Origin of the sequence: Desulfovibrio inopinatus DSM 10711, from assembly GCF_000429305.1 — a bacterium.
GTDB classification, from domain to species: domain Bacteria; phylum Desulfobacterota; class Desulfovibrionia; order Desulfovibrionales; family Desulfovibrionaceae; genus Alteridesulfovibrio; species Alteridesulfovibrio inopinatus.
Genome location: NZ_AUBP01000032.1, coordinates 48,413 through 63,765, shown reverse-complemented (window position 1 = coordinate 63,765; position 15,353 = coordinate 48,413). Strand labels below are relative to the sequence as shown.

11 protein-coding genes are annotated in these 15,353 nt (G+C 47.6%); 7 read left to right on the top strand and 4 right to left on the bottom strand.

Annotated elements, in window-relative coordinates; all coding sequences use genetic code 11:
* Nucleotides 1-463: 463 nt before the first annotated feature.
* The 3 genes from G451_RS0118665 to G451_RS0118655 all read right to left on the bottom strand — a co-directional run bounded on the left by G451_RS0118665 (nt 464) and on the right by G451_RS0118655 (nt 3,585).
* Nucleotides 464-1,327 carry a glycine betaine ABC transporter substrate-binding protein gene (locus tag G451_RS0118665; protein WP_027185448.1) on the bottom strand — a complete coding sequence of 288 codons (864 nt, stop codon included), beginning with the start codon at nt 1,325-1,327 and terminating at the stop codon, nt 464-466.
* Between the two features lie 235 nt (nt 1,328-1,562).
* Nucleotides 1,563-2,393, bottom strand: a complete 831-nt coding sequence (locus tag G451_RS0118660; protein ID WP_027185447.1) for an ABC transporter permease — start codon at nt 2,391-2,393, stop codon at nt 1,563-1,565.
* On the bottom strand, nt 2,386-3,585 hold the full coding sequence (locus G451_RS0118655) for a quaternary amine ABC transporter ATP-binding protein (RefSeq protein ID WP_027185446.1): 1,200 nt from the start codon (nt 3,583-3,585) through the stop codon (nt 2,386-2,388). Before G451_RS0118655 ends, G451_RS0118660 begins: the two co-directional genes overlap by 8 nt.
* A 545-nt stretch (nt 3,586-4,130) precedes the next feature.
* On the opposite strand from G451_RS0118655, the gene G451_RS0118650 reads away from it, so the two are divergent.
* Nucleotides 4,131-5,048, top strand: coding sequence for a DHH family phosphoesterase (locus G451_RS0118650; RefSeq protein WP_027185445.1), 918 nt, complete (start codon nt 4,131-4,133; stop codon nt 5,046-5,048).
* 217 nt (nt 5,049-5,265) lie between these two features.
* Here G451_RS0118650 and G451_RS33085 read toward each other — a convergent pair whose 3' ends face one another.
* Complete coding sequence (locus G451_RS33085) at nt 5,266-8,163, bottom strand: PAS domain S-box protein (RefSeq protein ID WP_051261675.1); 2,898 nt, start codon at nt 8,161-8,163, stop codon at nt 5,266-5,268.
* A gap of 101 nt (nt 8,164-8,264) precedes the next feature.
* Here G451_RS33085 and G451_RS0118640 point away from each other — a divergent pair, with 101 nt between their 5' ends.
* From G451_RS0118640 to G451_RS0118615, 6 genes are all read left to right on the top strand, one after another.
* Nucleotides 8,265-8,945, top strand: a complete 681-nt coding sequence (locus G451_RS0118640; protein WP_027185444.1) for an HAD family hydrolase — start codon at nt 8,265-8,267, stop codon at nt 8,943-8,945.
* Between the two features lie 68 nt (nt 8,946-9,013).
* Complete coding sequence (locus tag G451_RS0118635; RefSeq protein WP_169727908.1) at nt 9,014-10,153, top strand: sensor histidine kinase; 1,140 nt, start codon at nt 9,014-9,016, stop codon at nt 10,151-10,153.
* 138 nt (nt 10,154-10,291) lie between these two features.
* Complete coding sequence (locus G451_RS0118630) at nt 10,292-10,858, top strand: flavin reductase family protein (RefSeq protein ID WP_027185442.1); 567 nt, start codon at nt 10,292-10,294, stop codon at nt 10,856-10,858.
* A 353-nt stretch (nt 10,859-11,211) separates the two neighbouring features.
* Nucleotides 11,212-12,264: a class I fructose-bisphosphate aldolase gene (locus G451_RS0118625; protein ID WP_027185441.1), complete on the top strand. Its 1,053-nt coding sequence runs from the start codon at nt 11,212-11,214 to the stop codon at nt 12,262-12,264.
* Nucleotides 12,265-12,516: 252 nt separating this feature from the next.
* Nucleotides 12,517-14,880: an ATP-binding protein gene (locus G451_RS0118620; protein WP_027185440.1), complete on the top strand. Its 2,364-nt coding sequence runs from the start codon at nt 12,517-12,519 to the stop codon at nt 14,878-14,880.
* A complete protein-coding gene (locus G451_RS0118615; protein WP_027185439.1) occupies nt 14,877-15,272 on the top strand; it encodes a response regulator in 396 nt (131 codons plus the stop codon). Before G451_RS0118620 ends, G451_RS0118615 begins: the two co-directional genes overlap by 4 nt.
* The last annotated feature ends 81 nt before the right edge of the window (nt 15,273-15,353 follow it).

Sequence of the window (15,353 nt, the reverse complement as noted above, 5' to 3'; positions counted from 1 at the left end):
CAACAGACTCCTCTACAGTGCACATATCGAAATAATAACCCCGGAATATCCCAAAGTCTCCTGTGCTCAGAGAACTTCACTCGGATAGCACATTCTTTTGCGGCATGAGTGGTCTCCTTATTCGATTTAGTCTCACGCTCTCGTTTTGATTATTAAATAGTAATGAAATTAAATCACTTAAAACGAAATCACCCGGCATTTCATATAATAGTCCCCCCAATAGTCTCCAACCCCTTGAAGAATGGGATACTGAGATATGCTCTTTCCGCCCACCCAACAAACCAGTTGAGATCAACGAACAATGGTGTCTCCTCTCTTCGTGAGTACACCGTAAGCTCCTTCGATCTTCACATCAGGCGACAAACTGTTTTCCTCGGCAACACGCGATGACTGCCGCACGAAAAACCCCCTGCAAAGCGACACGGCTTTGCAGGGGGCATAATGCGAAGTAAGTCAGGAAAAACTATTTTTTCACGCCTTTGAGCCATTCCTGCACACGTTCAGGATGTTCTTTGAGCCATGCTCTCGCGTTTTCTAATAAATCCGAGCCTTGTTTGCGGTTGGCAACCATGACTTGGGCTTCTTCTTTGGCTGTCCAATGGAAATTTTTCAGGAACGCAGCTGCTTCGGGATGGTCTTTTTCAAACCCTTCGCGCACTATGGTGTGGACGGATTCTTCTCCACCAAAAACACTCTTGGGGTCCTTGAGATATTTCAGATCCCATGTGGCGAACATCCAGTGAGGAGTCCAGCCGGTAACAATGATCCATTTATTGTTTTTGACGGCATCGCCCAGGGCAGCTGTCATCGTGGCGTCCGATCCTTCGAGCAATTTCATGTCTTTCAGATCGTATTCTTTCATGGCCTCTTCCGAAGCACGCATCAGGCCAGCGCCGGGATCGATACCAATAACCTTGCCGTCGAACTTGTCGGCATTGGCATTAACTTGTTCAATAGAATCGATGGTCACGTAGGTCGGAACAACCCAACCGATTTTCGCGCCATTGAGGCTCGCTCCAAGATCGACGACTTTTTTCCCAAAGGCTTTGTAGTAGTCAGCATGTGTGGCGGGCAACCAAGCGCAAGCGAAACCGTCGACATCTCCGGAGGCCGTCGCCTGCCACATCGCTGCCGCTGCAACCGACGTCAATTTCATTTTATAGCCCAGTTCATCTTCAAGAATGGCTTTCATTACATTGATGGTCGCCACAGAGCTATCCCATTCAACATAGGCAAACTCGATCTTTTTGTCGTCTGCCAAAGCCTGTCCTGCCAAGCTGGGCAAAATCAAGCAAGCTGCAATGAAGGCAAAAAGTAATTTTTTCATGTGATGTCTCCTTGTTCGAGTTTTCGTCTTCGTGGTTGGTCTCATGTGAAATATACAATTACGATAAGACCCTGCGCCATGTGCGCGTATCTATGACACCAACGCATCCCCGCCTCGTCGGCGGAGATGCGTGGATATGTCCGGTCATACACCGTTCAAACGGAATGCGGAAACATTTTTTCCCCACCCGCCACACCATGTCTTCCGGGGTGAAAGTTGCCGTAGAATGCGAAGGTTAATAATTCTTTGCTCCAACCTGCTGCGTAATACGGTCAAGAATAATGGCCAAGATAACAACACCCAAGCCAGCGGCAAACCCTTGGCCAGGTTGAAAGCGTTGAATGGCCTTCCAGACTTCAGACCCCAAGCCTCCGGCACCGATCATTGCGGCGATAACGACCATGGACAGTGACAACATAATAGTTTGGTTGACACCGGCCATTATTGTCGGCCCCGCAAGCGGCAATTGAACCTTCAAAAGCTTTTGGCTTTTGGTCGCACCGAACGCATCAGCGGCTTCAGTTAAGGATTCAGGCACCTGCTTGATGCCCAAGCACGTGAGCCGGATTGCTGGCGGCATGGCAAAAATAACCGTGGAAAATATCGCCGAAACTGGACCAAGACCAAAAAAAGGAATCGCCGGTATAAGATAGACAAACGCCGGCATGGTTTGCATAAAATCAAGAATGGGAAACACAACTCGATAAACGCCTTTGTAGATCGCCGAGAGAATGCCAAGAGGCAGACCGATAAGTACGGCAATAGCTGTAGCAAAAACGACCAACGCCAATGTCTCGACAGTCGGTTCCCAAAGGTTTTGGTTCCAAATAAGAAGCAAGCCAAAAAACGTGAAGAGTGCCACCCCCCGGCTCGCCACCCGCCATGCAATCAGTGCTACAACTACAATGATGATGAGCGGATGAACTTGAAGCAAACCCTCGACGAGAAATTCGATGAGCGTTTCCATGACACTCGACACCGCTTTCGTCAGCGGTGCGAAATTATCCGAAAGAAAATCAATGGTGCCGCGAACGGTTTCCGCGATAGGAATTCTGTAATCAGTCATTGGTTTCCGCCTGTCCCTTTTCCGTCAAACCCGCCAAAAGCGAGCCACGCACAATAACGCCAGCCAATTTGCCGTCTTCCTTGACCACGGCAATCGGGATCGGCAACGCGGCCAATTCCTGCATGAAATCAAGGACCGGGGTATCGAGCTCAACGGTTTTAATATCGGTGTTCAAAATGGATTCGAGATCTTTTGCGCCGTTTTTGATGGCATCGGCTGCATCTTCGGCCGTCACCATACCACGCAGAATGTGGCCTTTCCCTAACACAAACAGGCTGGAAATGCCGGCTTCACGCATTTTATGCAGAGCAACTCGTGGTCCATCTGTCCGATAGGCAACGACACGTGGAGGGTTCATGACAGACTTGGCCGTCAAGACTTTCGACATATCCACATTCTCGACAAATTTCTCGACATACGGCGTGGCAGGATTGGTGAGGATATCTTCGGCGGTGCCTTCCTGAACAAGTTTACCATCTTTTAACAATATAATGCGATCACCAAGCTTCAGGGCTTCATCGAGATCGTGGGTGATAAATAAAATGGTTTTCTGGACGCGATCCTGCAGGGCGATAAGCTCATCCTGCATATCCTGACGAATAAGTGGGTCCAAAGCGCTGAACGCTTCGTCCATAATCAAGATATCGGGATCGACCGCCAAAGCACGTGCCAAGCCGACGCGCTGCTGCATGCCGCCGGACAGATTTTTGGGGTAATAATCACCCCAACCTTCCAATCCGACAAGATTGAGCGATTCCGTGGCTTTTTTGCGCATGAAGGCAGCATCTTTTCCCTGGATCTCCAGACCGAACTCGACATTTTCCAAAACGGTCCGATGGGGGAACAGCGCGAAATTCTGAAAGACCATCCCGAACTTTTTGCGTCGAAAGGCAAGCAAATCATCATGCGAGAGCCCCATGACGTCAACGCCGTCAATGTTGATGACACCGTCAGTAGGTTCTATAAGTCGATTGACACAACGAATCAGCGTTGATTTACCGCTCCCGGAAAGGCCCATAATAACAAGAATTTCCCCCTCATTAACAGAGAAGGAAACATTATTGACCCCAACACTCAGTTTCGTTTTCTTGAGTATTTCATCTTTTGCCTTTCCCTGCTCGAGCATAGGGATAGCCCGCTCGGGATTGCGCCCGAACACCTTGTAAAGATTCTGGACTTCGATTTTACTCATATGATCTTCGTACATCGCCCGGACGATGTGAGGTTTGATAGAAGTTGTAGTGGGAAATCTTTTGGCCGCTCTAAGTGTTACATAAATAACGCAACTCCGGGAGAACGCGAAAAAAAAATGTACGGCAGCAAAAGAATGTGATTGTGTAAAGAACAAGACATCATGTAAGGTAGTCCTTCTCTGCAGAAAAAAACTGCCTGATATCGCTCATACAATTGATGATTTTTCACCACATGTATCAGCGTTCTTTCATTATAGAACACTATGCGAGGAAATGCCTTCTGTCAAATTGAGAATTATTTAGAGTGAGAGACGATAAGACAGTGTGAGGTACGCTTGAGTGCGATAAGCCAGATATATACCCTGAAATAGCTTAATCCTTAAAAATACGATTTATTCCTCTAAATTCCTCCATGAACCGAAAACGGAGATTTCGGGCTTGATGACGACATAACTGGCAAACTGTCTTGTCAGGCGGCTTCGAAATGCGTTACAAGCAGAAGGATTACGTCAACTCCACGAAACTGTGAAAGGAAGCAAATATCATGAGACTGTTAACCCGCTCTGATTTCGATGGACTGATTTGCGCCGTGCTGCTCAAAGAGGCCGGCGTGATGGACGAATGGAAGTTTGTCCACCCCAAAGATGTGCAGGATGGTCTCGTCCCGGTAAGCGACAATGATATCCTGGCCAATGTGCCCTATGCCCCTGGAGTAGGACTGTGGTTCGATCACCACTCCAGTGAAAAGGAGCGGCTTGATTTCAATTTCGAATTCAAGGGAGCAAGCAAAGACTATCCGAGTTGTGCTCGTGTGATTTGGGAATATTACGGCGGACATGAGACGTTTCCCAAACACCTTGACGAGATGCTGGAATATGTTGACCGGTGCGATAGCGGTAATCTTACAGCCGACGAGATTAGCAATCCAGCAGGTTGGATTCTTCTCAGCTTCATCATGGATCCCCGCACAGGCCTTGGCCGTTACCGCGACTACCGAATCAGCAATTATCAACTCATGGAGCGGCTCGTCGACATGTGCCGGACCATGTCCGTGGACACGCTCCTTGAAGACCATGACGTCAAAGAGCGTATCAGTCGATACTTCGAACAGGAAAAATTATTCCGAAAAATGATCGAAGATAATTCGACCATTCACGGGTCCTGCATCGTGCTTGACCTACGCAATCAAGATGAAATTTATACGGGAAATCGCTTCACCCTGTATACGATCTTCCCGCAATGCAATATCTCCATCCAAATCATTTGGGGCAAACAGAAGCAAAACACCGTATTCACGGTAGGTCACAGTATCATCAACCGGACCAATAAAACCGACGTTGGAAAACTCATGCTCAAATATGGTGGCGGTGGCCATATGAAAGTCGGAACATGCCAAGTTGATACATCCCAAGCGGAGACGGTACTGCAAGAACTTATTGCCACCGTGAACAACAGCGGCTAAGTGAAAAGGTTTGTCTTCAACACGAACTTGAACGCGCAGAAGACTTGATTTTTTAGAAAAGTCGAGTCATAAAATAAAACAGTTTCCGTCCCTCGAATAGGCCATACAGGCAGAGGCTACGTGAAACAAACGCGGGCAGGGACGAGCAGGCGGTGTTTCACTGCATGCTCGTCCCTATTTTGTTGAAATACTATCCTTATTGTCTCAAACACATCTGTTATACGGAATGGACTGAGTTCGGCCCCGGAGTACTGTTCTCCACGATGGGCAATACCACAATAAACTGACTTCCATTCTCCGGCTCACTTTCGACCCATATACGCCCACCGTAATGTTCAATGATTTGCTTACAGATGGACAACCCCAATCCCGTCCCTTTTTTATTGCCACTCAGCGTGTCGCTATTGTCCAGTTTATGAAACTTGTCAAAAATTCTGTCATGATGTTCTTTCGCTATTCCTTCACCCGTGTCCGTCACGGTGAGCTTCACGACATTATTTTCACTGACCGCGCGTAATCGCACTTCTCCTTCCTCGGTGAACTTCGCCGCATTGTTGAGGAGATTGATGACGACTTGAGAAAGCTTGTCGCGGTCCATGTGGACAAAAGGAAGCGTTCCGACATCAACAACGAGTTTGACGTTGCTATTGGCTTCAAATTGCCCTCTGACCGCATTGATTCCATGCTGAATCGCTTCAGACGGATCAATGTCGGCATCGCGCCAGTGCATAAGGCCGGATTCTATCTTATCGAGATCAAGGAAATCATTGATAAGGCGGGTTAAACGTTCACCCTCACGAGCGATAATATCGAGGTTATCCAAAATTCTTTCATATTCTCTTTCAAACCGTTCTGCATCAGGATGCGTCTCCGAGGGGTTGTACGTTGATAAAAGTCGGATAAGAGACTTTCCGGTAATCTTTGCGAATCCCATAATGGAGGTGAGCGGGGTACGCAGCTCGTGCGATACCGAAGACAACAGCGAGGACTTGAGTTCATCGAGCTCCCGCAGTCTGACATTCGCGTCTTCCAGCGCCTGGGCTTTGGCCTCCAGTTCTGCTGTACGCTCTTGAACTAATGCTTCCAAATCTCGATTCAATTGCGCCAGTTTCTCTTCCACTTGCTTTCTGTCCGTAATATCAATCATGGAACTAATGCGCTGATGTGTTCCTGGAATAACGGTTACACGCATATGGACAGTCTTTACTTGGCCCGCACGATCGAGAAAGGTGAAGTCATAGTCGGGAGGTGCCGTATTGTTCAAATCCGGATGAATCCGTGCAGCATGATAGCCTTTCATACGTCCATGCTCACAAGGATGCGCAAAATCTGTCCAACTCATATGATCAACAATTTCTTCCAACGAGTATCCGCTCAATTCAACAAACCGGGAATTACAGCTTCGAATAATCATGTCGTCACCATAAATAATCGTTGCTGCACCGGTATTCTCAAACAGACTACGATAATATTGTTCACGAGTAGCCAGTTCTTTCTGAGCTTCGTGTTGCTTGGTCACATCGCGAAGAATACCTTCCACTCCCACAGCCTCACCGGTCTCAGGGGAGGTAATCAGGCGGGAGTTAGTTTCCACTTCAATGGAACTTCCATCTTTACATACTAATGTCGTACGAAATCCACGAATAGCCCCGTATTGCAACAGATGTTCTACGAGTCTATTGCGATCTGAGGGATCACGATACAAAATTTGTGCAACATCTTGACCGGCAAGTTCATCAAGAGAAGTATAACCGACCATGCTGAGTGCAGAAGGGCTGGCCATGACCAGCCGACCATGCATATCGGCCCGATAATAGCCATCCATGGTGTTTTCATAAATTCCACGATAACGCTCTTCACTTTCACGCAATTGGGCAAGTGCAGCCTCACGTGTTTCAATCATGGTATTCGCAGCCACGGCGAGTTCAATAAATTCATTGACTACAATTTCTTCGTCAGGGATGGGGTCTGAAGACTCTGCGGCTTTTTTAAAGAACGATGAGAATAGATTGATATTTCGTCGAATACGCTCGGCTATGCATCGTGACAAAAACAGACAAACCAAACCAAGTGCAATCATGGTCGAGCCAATAAACATAAAATGCGTCACAACATTGTGATCTATCACAGCTTGGCGCTTTTCCAATTCGGCCTCAATATCATCCAGATAACTTCCGGCTCCGATATACCACGGCCAACCAGGAACCGCTGCGGCATAACTCAATTTCATGATTGTACGTTGGCCATTGATGGCCGGCATGACATATTGGACGAAACCGCCACCATTTTGGGCAGCCGCGATAAGCTCTCGAACTATCGCAACTCCGTTAACATCGACCGCGTCAATCATGTTCTTGCCGACTGCCGGGCCCAAGATGGACACGCCATCAAACGTCCCTCCAAAAAGCAACTGTCCATCAGGGTTTTGCGTTTGCCGCAATCGTTCAAGAACGCGTGCTTGAATGGTGCTCACATACGCGCTTCGAGGTATTCCCCAACCGATGACCTGTTCATTCTGATCAATAGCCAACGCAAACAACAGAATTGAATCGCTGTCCTCAACATGTTGCTCCATACGGACAATTTCGTTCGATGACGTGGAGCTAAAATCGATAGCGGTTTGTATGGCCGTTCTCATCGACGAAGACGACTTCAAAGTAGAACCATCCGAGGAAAACAATCGCATCGATTGATCTCGTTGAGAGGCGGAAAAGAAAAATCCAGGAATGTCTCGAAAAGGAAGCAAAAGCAGGTGAACGGCATTGGTTCCATCAGCGTGATTGAAAATCATGTCACGGAGATGCGTGCCATTGATGATCAACAAATCCTTGTCCTGTTCCAGTCCGAGACGAATGCTCGTCTCAATGGACTCTTCCTCGCGTTGTCTATCATAAGCGATGTTGACAAGCGCTTGGTCAACGACATTTTTCAGTCTCCGACGCACCTCTAAAAAATGTTCTTGCCGGGTCATTGTGGCGAACCGACGAAAATCGACATGGTCGTCCACAACCCATAAAATCCCTATGAAAATGAGCGGCAACCACCCCACCAGAGTCAAACTCCAGAAGACAATTCTTGCCAAAGAGTATTTGCGTTTACGGCTCGTTTTCATCATCGTACGGCTCTGTTTTCTATGCTGTGATGTACGACATCACGGCGTGCACGTGATCCCGTAAAATAAAGAATACGATTTCGCTTTGCATTGAGCAACATGAAATGAATAACAATCCAAAGAGCCTCCGTAAAATTCGTGCCTTGATCTTTGATGCCGAAGGTGTGCTGATCGACACGGAACCATTGTGGGATATGTCTCAAGAAGCGTTTTTGCAGCACTACGGCAAAACCTATGAACGAAACCGTGTCAAAAGTCTGCTCACCGGGCGGTCTTTAGCAGAGGGAACGGCTGTCCTTGCACAAATCTACGCGCTCCCTGGTCCTCTTGATGAACTGATTCGTCAACGGCAAGAGATCGTCCAATCGTGTTTTCAAACCAATGTGACCTTCATCCCCGGTGCACGCGCATTCCTCGCTCGTTTCGGCCGCAAACTCCCTTTTGGCATCGCCACATCAATGGATCCCGATATGTTTTTGGGCATCGCCGAAAAGCTGGATTTACTCAGTCTCTTTCCTGCCATTTCCACCCTGCATCAGACTCAAGGGAGAGGCAAACCCGCTCCAGCGCTGTTTCTTGATTGTGCAGCTCGACTCAATGTTGCTCCTGTAGATTGCCTTGTCATTGAAGACGCTCCTTTGGGAATCGAAGCAGCCCGGCGTGCCGGCATGCTCTGCGCCGCGTTGACAACGACATATGAAGCAACCCTACTCGAGCAAGCTGATGTCATAGTTCACAGCTTTGACGAATTCGGTGATTGGCTGGCTTCTCACCTTGACTTTTAGCATAAGTGACGACAGGTCAATGTGCGTACATAATCGTCTGCGTATGGAGTAAAGCAGTGGCAGAAAACATGACTTTCGAAGAATTCGCCGACATCCCCAAAGTCGATGAATCGCTTCTTGCTGAACAAATTCATCTGTTTGAAGAGACTCCTCTTCTTTCTCTTTTCGATTTTCTCCCCATGGCAGTGTTGATTCTCAATACAGCGCGACAAGCCGTGTACGGCAATCCGGCGTTCATTGATGTTCTGCCTCAAGCCGATATCGACCTCATGATCGGACGACGACTGGGAGAAGCCATCAACTGCATTCACGCTGGCAAAGATCCCAGAGGATGCGGTGCATCGGACGTGTGCCGCTTTTGCGGAGCGGCACAAGCACTCCTTGAATCCATGCGAAAACGTGGAGCCATCAATCAGTGCCGTATTCGTCGACATAAGGCAGGGATAGAAGAGGCACTCAATCTCGAAATCAAATCCATGCCGTTCACGTATCACGATCAAGATTTCATTTGGGTCTGCTTGCTTGACATCACACATGAAAAGCGACTTCAGTCGCTTGAAAGCCTATTTTTTCACGATATTCTCAATCAGAGCTCCGCTCTCTACAATATGATTGGCATGCTCAGTTCAGAGAAACAATCTGCTGATATCCCAATTGTCTCAACTTTAGTGGAGATCAGCAACGATCTTATTGATTTGGTGCGCCAACAAAAGGAACTCAGCGATGCTGAAGCCATGCGATTGAAAGTGAGTCCGTCTCAATCATTCGCTCGGGATTTTCTGGTGAGTGCCAAACATTCATTAAGCCGTTTGGCACAAGAGCGCGGCGTATCGATCCTTTTTGACAATAAAGCGGGTGATTTGCTCGTAGAAACCGATGTTGTCCTTTTGGGACGGGCCTTTACCAACCTGGTGAAAAATGCCGTGGAAGCGTCATCATCCGGTCAGGATATCCATCTTGATTGCACCAAACATGATAATACGGTGATATTCAGCGTAAGCAACTCGACGGTGATATCTGAAGATGTTCGTTTACAAGTATTCAACCGTTTTTTTTCGACCAAAGGCAAAATGCGTGGACTCGGTGCATATACAGCCAAAGTTTTCGTTGAACGCTATCTTGGTGGGACGATTGAATTCACCTCAACACCTGAAGAAAAAACCCGATTTTATATTTATTTGCCTGAGGAGTTCCATACTCCCGGATAGTCGGCATCCTTCTGTACTGCATAACCATATTTGCATCATGTCTTTTTCAGTTTATGGTTGCGCCAGATCGCACTCTCCTGACATGAGAGAAAAATCTTCTTTTTCCCGGGGAACACCCGGCATCATAAAGGACATGTTATGAAAGTTTCACTTGGGGCCAAGCCCATGGCTTACCCAACTCCGGCCTGGGTTATCGCAACCTACGACAAAGACAACAAACCCAATGTTATGACTGCAGCCTGGGGTGGTATTTGCTGTTCTAAACCACCATGCCTGACCGTTTCATTGCGAAGCGCAACGTTTTCCCACGCCGCATTGGTTGAACGCAAAGCCTTTACCGTGAATATCCCGACAAAAAATCAAATTGCTCAAGCCGACTACTTTGGCATGGCATCCGGTCGAGATTACGACAAACTCGCTGCCGCAGGTATGACCACTTCTCCCGCCGGTTCAGTTGATGCACCGCTTGTCAATGAGATCCCGCTCAATATTGAATGCAAAATTGTCGGCATCCATGAACTCGGGCTCCATACGCAGTTCATTGGTGAAATCATGGACATTCAAGCAGACGACAGCATTCTGACCGAGGGTAAGCCCGATATGGCCAAACTCGAACCTGTCGTGTTTTGCCCGGAAATCCGGACCTATCACGCATTGGGTGAATTTCTGGGGCGGGCATTCTCTGTTGGAAAAATGTATCTGTAACACGTCATATATTTGAGGAGGATGGGGCACCTCCTCCTCAACGCATCCCGTGCACATTCCATAACGTTTTCTGTTAGCGTCCTCTCCTCCTTGTTTTACGCTCTTCTAAAGCCTTCCTCCGTTATTCGATCGTGTATCCCACCACAACAAAGAACCGTATGTATTGCAGTGGTTGCGAGGAAAAGTCGAAAAAATGGAAAAAGAACGTGACGATGGGTTGAGAAGTTTGGCATATATGTCGCCAAACTGATATGATTCGTCGGTCTGTCCCTGGTCGTGTGGGGAGACAGTTGCAATGTTTTTTGCTCCAAGCCGGTTTAACCGGTCTGAACACCCAACCCGCGGAGGATGGCATGCTATCACAAATTGAAGAGCTTCTCGGCGCTGAAGCACAATCACTTCTGACGCATGAGTGCAAAACCGTCACCAAAGATCAATTGTATCTGCCTGGCCCGGATTTCGTTGATCGTGTTGTTGCCCAGACTGACCGGCCTATCCCTGTTCTGCGGAGTCTTCAGTCGATTTTTTCTCATGGACGATTGGGTGGAACCGGATACATGTCGATTCTGCCTGTAGACCAGGGAATCGAGCACACGGCTGGAGCGAGTTTTGCACCGAACCCCATTTATTTCGATCCTGAAAATATCGTCAAACTGGCACTTGAAGCAGGATGTAACGCTGTTGCCTCAACATTGGGTGTTCTTGGTTCTGTAGCTCGAAAATATGCGCACAAAATTCCTTTCATGCTCAAAATCAACCACAATGAACTGTTGACTTATCCGAACAAATACGACCAGGTCATGTTTGCTCAGATCGAACAGGCATTCGACATGGGCTGTGTGGCCGTTGGAGCCACGATCTATTTCGGATCGGAAGTCAGCAATCGCGAGTTGATTGAAGTATCCAGGGCTTTTCGTCGGGCACATGAACTCGGTATGTGCACCTTCTTATGGTGTTATTTGCGAAATTCCGGATTTAAAAAGGATGGAGTGGATTATCACGCCTCCTCCGATATGACATCACAGGCCGATCATATTGGATGCACGATTGAAGCGGATATCATCAAACAAAAACAACCCACGAACAATGGCGGATTCAATGCGATCGGTTTCGCCAAAACCGACCCGCGCGTCTATTCTGAATTGACCACCGATCATCCCATCGACTTGACCCGATACCAAGTTGTCAATGGCTATATGGGGCGTGCTGGGCTTATCAACTCGGGTGGAGCATCTGGAGAAAACGACTTCGGTCAAGCCGTGCGAACAGCGGTTATCAATAAGCGCGCCGGAGGCATGGGGCTGATCTCGGGTCGCAAAGCATTTCAACGACCAATGGATGATGGGATTCGATTGTTGCACTGCATTCAAGATGTCTTTCTTGAAAAAGATATCACGATTGCCTGATTATATGATCCTTTCTTCTCGTTTCCGGGGGAACATATTCCCCCGGGACGTATCGTGTGCGTCTCCTCTTCGTTTTCGCCCCATTCCTGCATGACATACAACGCCCCAACTCGCTCTCCTACGCCTGTGCTTCGCTTTATCCTTGTTATACTTTGACAATTCCAATACAGTATGGCTTATTCAGCATGTATTCCCCGTCGTATCTCAGCACGATACGAACGGACAGAAGCCATAATGTAAAGTGAAATTGCAATGACGACAGAGCACGACACAACAAACTCGATTGCTTTCGCAGCGCACGGAGAGGGAGCACAACCTGTCGAACGCATGGGGCCATCCATTTTTCGATTAGCGCTTGTTCTTGTTGCATATGTCATTTTTACCGTGGTTATCGGCATTACCTGGAGTTCTTATGAGAATGATCGAATCATTGAAGACACCGATCATCACCTTCGACTGGCAGCCGGATCACTCAAATACATGCTTGCCGAAGATTTCCATGACAGAGCTGTTCACGCCCGCGCTATTGCCCTGCCGGAAGAGCTTGAGAATCGACGCCGCTTCAACGCGTTTGTCAATGAAAGCGACCTGGCCTATGTCTATACCATTGTCGAGAAAAACGGCTCGTTTTATTTTTCTGCTCCCACAGTGACCGATGAAGAAGTGAAAGAACGCCCTTCGTGGTATTTTTATCCCTATGAAGATATTCCGACGGAATTTGTTTCCGCCATGCATGATCGAAAAAACGTCTCTCTGTCTTACTCCGACCAATGGGGGACATTTCGGACGGTATGTCTGACCGAAACGTCTCCTCATGGCAATCCCTACCTGGCTTGTGCCGACGTGGATGTTTCACACCTTGATTCGGTGATGCTTCGAAATATTCTGACTGTTGCGCTCGTTTTACTTGGCTTTATCCTGTTTACCATACCAATCATTTGGTCATTCCGTTCGTTTTATCAAAAATACGCGAAAGATCTCCAAAAACGAAACGACATGTTGATGCTGTACCAGGAGAATTTGGAACAACTCGTGGATGAACGGACGGCGGACTTGTATCGTGCCAAAGATGAAGCCGAAGAAGCCAGCCGTATTAAAAGTCGATTTGTGGCAAATATGAGTCATGAAATTCGGACACCGCTGAACGCCATTATCGGCATTGCCGATAGTTTATCCGGAGCAGACCTGCCACGACGATTTACCCCACTTGTCACGACGCTGAAAAGCGCAGGAGATTTGCTGTTCAGTCTGGTCAACAATATACTCGACATCAGCAAGCTCGAATCTGGCCGCCTCGAATTGATGCCGAGTGATTTCCGACTGCAATCATTCCTGGATGATATCCGCAATATTTTTACCCCACAGATGCAGGCGAAAAATCTCGCGTTCGAGATAGTATTGGATGAGCGTATTCCCGAATGTATCTGCACCGATGCCACACGGTATCGGCAGGTATTGGTCAATTTACTCTCCAATGCGGCCAAATTCACATCAAGAGGCTCCGTCACAGTGCGTATTGAACTGCTGGAAGACAAGGGACAAACAATGGTGTTACGCAACGAAGTGCAAGACACCGGCATCGGCATCCCTCGAGACACACTTCCTCACCTCTTTGAACTGTTTTACCAAGGTGATGTTTCCATGCGACGGATTCATGGTGGTTCAGGAATTGGTCTGAATTTATGTAAACACCTGGTCGAACGTATGGGAGGAACGATTGAAGCGCGAAGCCGTATCGGTCAGGGAAGCACGTTTCTTTTTACCATTCAGGTACAAAAAGGCTGCACTGCAGGACTCGAACATGGACTGCACGTTCCAGGTGTTGATAAAACCAGTCACTTGCGCGCACTCATTGCCGAAGACAATATAAGCAATGTCACATTGCTTGACTTCTATTTCAAAGACTCACCACATGAAGCCGATATCGTTAAAAATGGTTTGGATGCGTTTACGCAGTTTACTCAGTTTACATATGATATCGTCTTCATGGATCTGGAGATGCCGATCATGGACGGGTTCGAAGCTGTGCGCCGCATTCGTGAATATGAACGCGTCAACAAGCTGCCTCCCACTCCGATCATTGCACTGACAGCCCACGCCACAACCGATGTCATGGAGCAAGTGTTGACCTCTGGATTTTCGGGATACCTGACAAAACCCATCACAAGAGAGCGATTATTCGATGAAATGCTCAAGGGAGCCAAGCAGAATGTCACACTCATTCCTCCCCAAAAGGAAATAAAAGACGACCTTTCCGATGTTTCTGTTTCTCATGAAACATCATCGAACCACCTCAAAGAACATCAGCCTCAAAACATAACGCTACGGAAGCGCTTACGCGACCTTCTCCCCGGATATATCACATCGCTGATGACAGATTTAGATGAGATGCAACAAAAACTGGAGCAGCCTGATTTTGAATCCGTTCGCAAAATCGCACACAAGATAAAAGGCTCTGGAGCATCATTTGGATACCCGACGATCACCGAACTTGCCACAGTACTGCATGAGGCTGCCGCATCCGGCAAAGAGGTTGACGTCAAGAGCAACGCCGACGCGCTTATCCGCTTTGCCCAAACCATTGGGCCGGATGGAACGGTTGAGGAACCTGCATGAAATTCCTGATAGTTGATGATGACGAAAATATCTGTAAAATTTTGACGTTTTATCTTGATCTTTATGGTCAATGCCATGCATGCAGTCGTGCATCCGAAGCAATACTACTTTTCCGTAACGCATTGGAAACAGAACCATTTGACGTTGTCTTTATGGATATTGACATGCCGGAAATGACAGGTCATGAGCTGGTCACCATTCTCCGTGGCGCCGAGGAAACACAGAAGGTTCCGTTCCATAAAACATTCAAGCTTGTTATGGTTTCAGCATATGACGACATAAAAAACGTGACTGCTTCTTTTTTTCGTGGACACGCCGAATGTTTTGTCCCGAAGCCTGTAACGGAAAGCCGTATTCTCGAAGCTCTTCGCCAGGCCGACATTCTGAAGTGATTGTGGATGTAAGGCTTTCTCTTTCTACTATACAATATAACGTTCTGAGGATGCTACTCTGGCATCTTCACGGAATGAAGG

Coding starts and splice junctions, on each gene's coding strand:
- G451_RS0118620 (WP_027185440.1), top strand. CDS start 12,517: ATGACGACAGAGCACGACACAACAAACTCGATTGCTTTCGCAGCGCAC.
- G451_RS0118635 (WP_169727908.1), top strand. CDS start 9,014: ATGACTTTCGAAGAATTCGCCGACATCCCCAAAGTCGATGAATCGCTT.
- G451_RS33085 (WP_051261675.1), bottom strand. CDS start 8,163: ATGATGAAAACGAGCCGTAAACGCAAATACTCTTTGGCAAGAATTGTC.
- G451_RS0118655 (WP_027185446.1), bottom strand. CDS start 3,585: ATGAGTAAAATCGAAGTCCAGAATCTTTACAAGGTGTTCGGGCGCAAT.
- G451_RS0118615 (WP_027185439.1), top strand. CDS start 14,877: ATGAAATTCCTGATAGTTGATGATGACGAAAATATCTGTAAAATTTTG.
- G451_RS0118640 (WP_027185444.1), top strand. CDS start 8,265: ATGAATAACAATCCAAAGAGCCTCCGTAAAATTCGTGCCTTGATCTTT.
- G451_RS0118660 (WP_027185447.1), bottom strand. CDS start 2,393: ATGACTGATTACAGAATTCCTATCGCGGAAACCGTTCGCGGCACCATT.
- G451_RS0118625 (WP_027185441.1), top strand. CDS start 11,212: ATGCTATCACAAATTGAAGAGCTTCTCGGCGCTGAAGCACAATCACTT.
- G451_RS0118650 (WP_027185445.1), top strand. CDS start 4,131: ATGAGACTGTTAACCCGCTCTGATTTCGATGGACTGATTTGCGCCGTG.
- G451_RS0118630 (WP_027185442.1), top strand. CDS start 10,292: ATGAAAGTTTCACTTGGGGCCAAGCCCATGGCTTACCCAACTCCGGCC.
- G451_RS0118665 (WP_027185448.1), bottom strand. CDS start 1,327: ATGAAAAAATTACTTTTTGCCTTCATTGCAGCTTGCTTGATTTTGCCC.